At 40.2% G+C, this 4,605-nt stretch carries 4 protein-coding genes; 1 reads left to right on the forward strand and 3 read right to left on the reverse strand.

The genetic code is table 11. The annotated features are described in order from the left end of the window. Positions 1-45: 45 nt before the first annotated feature. Positions 46-1,617 carry an SNF2-related protein gene (locus tag C7B62_RS24550; RefSeq protein WP_106243943.1) on the reverse strand — a complete coding sequence of 524 codons (1,572 nt, stop codon included), beginning with the start codon at positions 1,615-1,617 and terminating at the stop codon, positions 46-48. 156 nt (positions 1,618-1,773) lie between these two features. On the opposite strand from C7B62_RS24550, the gene C7B62_RS25960 reads away from it, so the two are divergent. Beyond that, positions 1,774-1,911, forward strand: coding sequence for a hypothetical protein (locus C7B62_RS25960; protein ID WP_158260748.1), 138 nt, complete (start codon positions 1,774-1,776; stop codon positions 1,909-1,911). 231 nt (positions 1,912-2,142) lie between these two features. On the opposite strand, the gene C7B62_RS24560 is transcribed toward C7B62_RS25960, so the two are convergent. Together C7B62_RS24560 and C7B62_RS24565 are read right to left on the reverse strand one after the other, a co-directional pair. After that, the gene (locus C7B62_RS24560) at positions 2,143-3,324 is read right to left on the reverse strand and encodes a hypothetical protein (protein ID WP_146132211.1); all 1,182 of its coding nucleotides are present in this window, start codon (positions 3,322-3,324) and stop codon (positions 2,143-2,145) included. A 9-nt stretch (positions 3,325-3,333) separates the two neighbouring features. After that, the gene (locus C7B62_RS24565; RefSeq protein WP_106243955.1) at positions 3,334-4,116 is read right to left on the reverse strand and encodes a ParA family protein; all 783 of its coding nucleotides are present in this window, start codon (positions 4,114-4,116) and stop codon (positions 3,334-3,336) included. Positions 4,117-4,605: the final 489 nt, after the last annotated feature.

Below are 4,605 nucleotides of genomic sequence, written 5' to 3' on the forward strand. Positions count from 1 at the left end.
TCTCTAAGTGAAGCTCATAACTTGGCTTGACTTGACCTGCGTTTGTTACCCAAAATCTCCCGTTTTTGAACAACGCCCCTTTTTCTTTTCCAGCTCCTGCTGAAGCTGCTGTGCCACATAGTTAGCGGTGGCAATATACCTACACCAGACAATAGGGTTCAATCCTTCGGCTAACTGATTTTTGACTCGATCAATCAGCACTTGTAGCTTGCGATCTTGTTTTGGCGCGATCGCCTTAGCGTTCTTTAAAAACTGCGCCAGCTTCCGTTTATCACTATCCTGACTCCCAATTTCCACCGTTGGCACAGCATCTGTACTCTGCTCTTGCTCCGTGGGGTCATAAATATAGGAACTCATCAACTCGTCATCTAACAAGTCTACAGAATCTCCCCGGTTTTCAATTTGCTTACCTAAAGTGGCGATCGCTGCTGCCGGTGACGACATCACACAACGCAAAATAGCCAAAGCCGACCAATATCTACCCTGCTGCTGTGCCTTACTCAAACCATCAGTGGTAGTCACCAACCGCCGTGCAAAGCTATAGACCTCTTCATATAGCGCCAAATATTCCTTTGATAGCTTATAGCTAACTTCCGTCGCTTCCCGCTCCGGGAATGGCGTATCCGCACCCAGCCACTGTTTCACATCCCCCCGTCGTCGCTGCACAAAGTATTTAGCCAACTCTTCCCGGTCTTTGAGCGCAAAATTATCCAAATCTAATTCACCAAACTCTGGCTTCAGCAACCCAATCAAAGACAAAAAGCCCTCGGCAATCCCACTGTGAGGCGTGGCACTCAACAAAACCAAATTCCGTTCTGGCCGACTGCTAAGTTCTCTGATTAACTGATAGCGTTGATGCTGGGCACTACTATCGCTTTTACTATTACTACAAGTATGCGCCTCATCCACAATCACAAAATCTGGACACTGCGCCAAGAAAGCTGCTCGTCTGCGATCGGACTTCACATAATCCAAGCTCACAATAATGTGCGGGTAGTAAGAAAAAACACTGTGTTCCCCAGAAGCATCGTCTAATTTTGAGATGGTGCTTGATCGCACCACCACCGCCTCAATCTGAAACTTATCCTTCAGCTCCTTCTGCCACTGCTGACAAAGCTGTGGTGGACAAAGAACGGCAATCCGCTTAATTTCTCGCCGATCCAACAATTCACGGGCGATTAGCCCCGCCTCGATCGTCTTCCCAATTCCCACATCATCCGCAATCAACATCCGCACCGTGGGCATTCTTAGTGCCATCAACAGCGGCACCAACTGAAAAGGTCGAGGCTGTACCGCCAGTTTCCCAGAACACCGAAACGGACTCGCGCCACTCCTCAAATTCAGCCGCGCTGCATCCATTAAAAGCTGAATGGAGGTATGGTCACTTATCGTCGCCGGGTCTGGCAGAGGAAACTCTGCCGCTTGAATTTCTTCTAAGCCCAAGGGCTGATAAATTCCACAAATCTGCTCTTCACTGCCGTTAATCGGGCGTAGTTGAATCAGATGAGAGTTTTCCTGTGGGACTACTACCCAATGGCGATCGCGACAGGTCACGATTCCGCATGGCAAAGGCTGGGCAATCTGCACTGCCGTAGAAAAAGAGCTGGATTTGATCATGCACCCTATGACTTCCTCAATAGTGGAAGTTTAAGTTTTTACGTGCCTAGAGTACCCATTATTCTCTCCAAAACAACGATTCGACATCACAAGCATTAACAATCCATAAAATAGAATTATGACATTAGGAACATCGAAATACTTATGTAATTATCATTGCAACAAAATACTACTAACTTAGTTTCTCCCCAAAAAAACTTATCCCGACTTCGCGGAATTGCTAGAAGTACTTCTGAATCTGTAGTTAGCGATCAAGATGACTATACTGATTATCTAACCCAGAAGTATCGATAATGCGAGTTTTAATCGATACTAATGTCGTTCTCGACTTTCTTTTAGAGCGAGAACTATTCGTTGAATCAGCAGCTAGATTATTCCGACAAATTTCACCTAACGAGTTAAACACGATTTGACCATTTTAAAATTAAAATTGGCGCTCAATTAAGAGCGCTCAATAATAATTCTGAGAGATTAATCATAAGTTTGATAGGAAATACATTTCAAAATACAAAATTACACTAATTTTCAATCATCGATTAATTCTCGATCGATCGCCGAAAGTTGTTTGAGCATGACAGATTTTAGAGCAGTAAGTTGAGCTTTGTTTAACTGAGGTATTGGTAATTTCTGCAACCCAATCTTTATTTGCTGATAGTTTTGCTTGACTTGATTATTAGAGATAGATTTTTTTTTGCCATTTGCTTCAATTATTTCACTTACGTACTTACGAGTCTTACCGACACTAAGCTGGTTAAGAAGCACATGCTCTAATACTTCATTTCTAATTTGTTCTGCTTCCTCTTCATTAATAGCTAGGGTTTTTGAGCTAAGAGTATTAATTATTTTTGCCTGATGGCATGGTAATTCTCTTTTTCTAATTGCAGTTTTCAAATTTTTCGTCAATGCCAACATTGCCAAGTCATTTTTGACAAAAGACCCTAATTCAACTTGAAGTCTATTAAATAAAGTTATTAATTTTATTTGCTCTGTCTCTAGCTGTTGTCTCAAGTATTCTTGATGCCTTTCTTCCAGATCATAATTAGCTATAGCCTCTGCCAGAGCGATATCTCGGCTCGATCTATAAACAATATTTCTGAGCAATTTAACTGCTATCTCAGTTTCAATCTGTAATTGAAGATTGATTTCAGCAAAAATGGATTCTGCTCTATCTAAAGGATTCAATCCTTCACTATGGAGATGGTGCAATAAAGTGCGGAAGTGAATAGTATCTAGATCTTCAATATTAGATAAAACAGCTTCTAAATATTCCCATTGTGTATCACCCTGTTCGACCAATCTTTTAGCAGCTCGAAAAGTCACCTCTCCATCTTCTATTTGATACGCGGAAATGCTCGGGTTTCCCGAGCTTATTCCACGCGTATGTTGATATTTTCTATCTGACAAGGCTTCTGTTTCAGACACAGGAACCAATACTAAAGGATCTAGTTGTCCTTCTCTAGAAAGTGACTGCATTCTTTTTTGGATTACACTTTCTGTAAAAGTTTGACGACATTGCTTACTTGGCTCAATTCTATCTAACGAAATCAAAAACTTACCTGTAGAAGTTTCAGCTACTAACGACGAATTTTCCAGTTCTTTAATTTTTTCCTTAAGTTCTTTGACTTTCGTTGTTTCTTGCTGAACAGACTTAGTTGTACTAAATCTGTCACGAAATTTGTCTTTGACCTTGGTTGATTGACTAACCATTTTTAACACCTATTGATTGATTAACAAATCGTCTACTATTTCTGCGAAAATTCTAGCCATAGGATCGTTAGATCGCAACTGTTTTAATGCCTTCCCATACAATGCAGAGTTATTTAGATATTGCCAAGTTTTAATCGGTGAGTACACTTTCAGCTCCAACTCTTCGGCTTCCGCCGAGACAGCTTCCAAGACCCCCAAGTGGTTAGCCGAAGTTTGATTAAAGTGATTTGGGATCAAGCCTAAGATTTCTGGACTAGGTTCTATCTCTAAATCTTCTATTAATGAATAAATATGGCTGATCAGTGACGCTACAGACAAAGCCTTAACTCCAATATGAACTGGAATCAAAATATTAGTGCTGGCAGCCAAAGCATTCTCAGCAAATATATCGAAACCTCCAGCACAATCAAAGATGATCAAATCCAGCTTGGGAGGATATTTTGCTAAAACTCTTTTTAAGATATACTCTCTTCTTTTACGAGAAACTATGTTCTTATTAACATCGTCTAATAAATCATGCCCCTGAAATACAAACAGATTTTTTCGCTCCAAGGCGTTGATGAAATTGTATTTACCACCAAAATCCTTATCAAACAAAACAACTGAGGTTTTTGATGGCTCAGATTCAGGCTCAATGCCTACAAACTCGTCTAAGGTGTGATTACTATCTAGATCGATTATTCCAACAGATAAACCGCGCAGACTCCATTCATAAGCTAAATTGACAGCAATTGTGGTTTTACCGACTCCTCCCGCCTTAGAAAGATTTGTCAAAACTAGAGGGTTTGGCATTTAGAAAAAATATTTAGAATAACGTTATTCTAATTTACGTCGTATTTAGAATAACGTTATTCCAATTTTGATTTTTCTTAACTTTAACGGAAGTATCGGTGGAATAATTCCGACTTTTTTAAAAAAAATTTGGGCTATTGAGTTTGTGGAAAGTAGTTTGAAGTTGAATTATTGTAAGTTGGGAGATGAGATCGCGCTTTTGAAAGAACAGTATATAGTGGGGACGGTAGAAGTTAGGATTATGCGAGTAACTTCTTCTAATAAATGAAGATAGAAGTGAAAATTTACTATTGTTGTGTAATCAAACCTCAGAGAAAAAAAGATTATGTATGATGCGCCACATTCACGGATCATCTTCAATTTTGGAGATAATTGCAACATGAGATGTCCCTACTGTTATATACCTTTCCGCGGCGTTGTTCAAAAACGGGAGATTTTGGGTAACAAACGCAGGTCAAGTCAAGCCAAGTTATGAGCTTCACTTACAGA

The organism is Pleurocapsa sp. CCALA 161 (genome assembly GCF_003003995.1).
In the GTDB taxonomy this organism is placed as follows: Bacteria; Cyanobacteriota; Cyanobacteriia; order Cyanobacteriales; family Xenococcaceae; genus Waterburya.

What these genes read in the sequence shown, in the direction of transcription:
- C7B62_RS24565 (WP_106243955.1), bottom strand. Translation starts at nt 4,116, where the DNA reads ATGCCAAACCCTCTAGTTTTGACAAATCTTTCTAAGGCGGGAGGAGTC.
- C7B62_RS24560 (WP_146132211.1), bottom strand. Translation starts at nt 3,324, where the DNA reads ATGGTTAGTCAATCAACCAAGGTCAAAGACAAATTTCGTGACAGATTT.
- C7B62_RS24550 (WP_106243943.1), bottom strand. Translation starts at nt 1,617, where the DNA reads ATGATCAAATCCAGCTCTTTTTCTACGGCAGTGCAGATTGCCCAGCCT.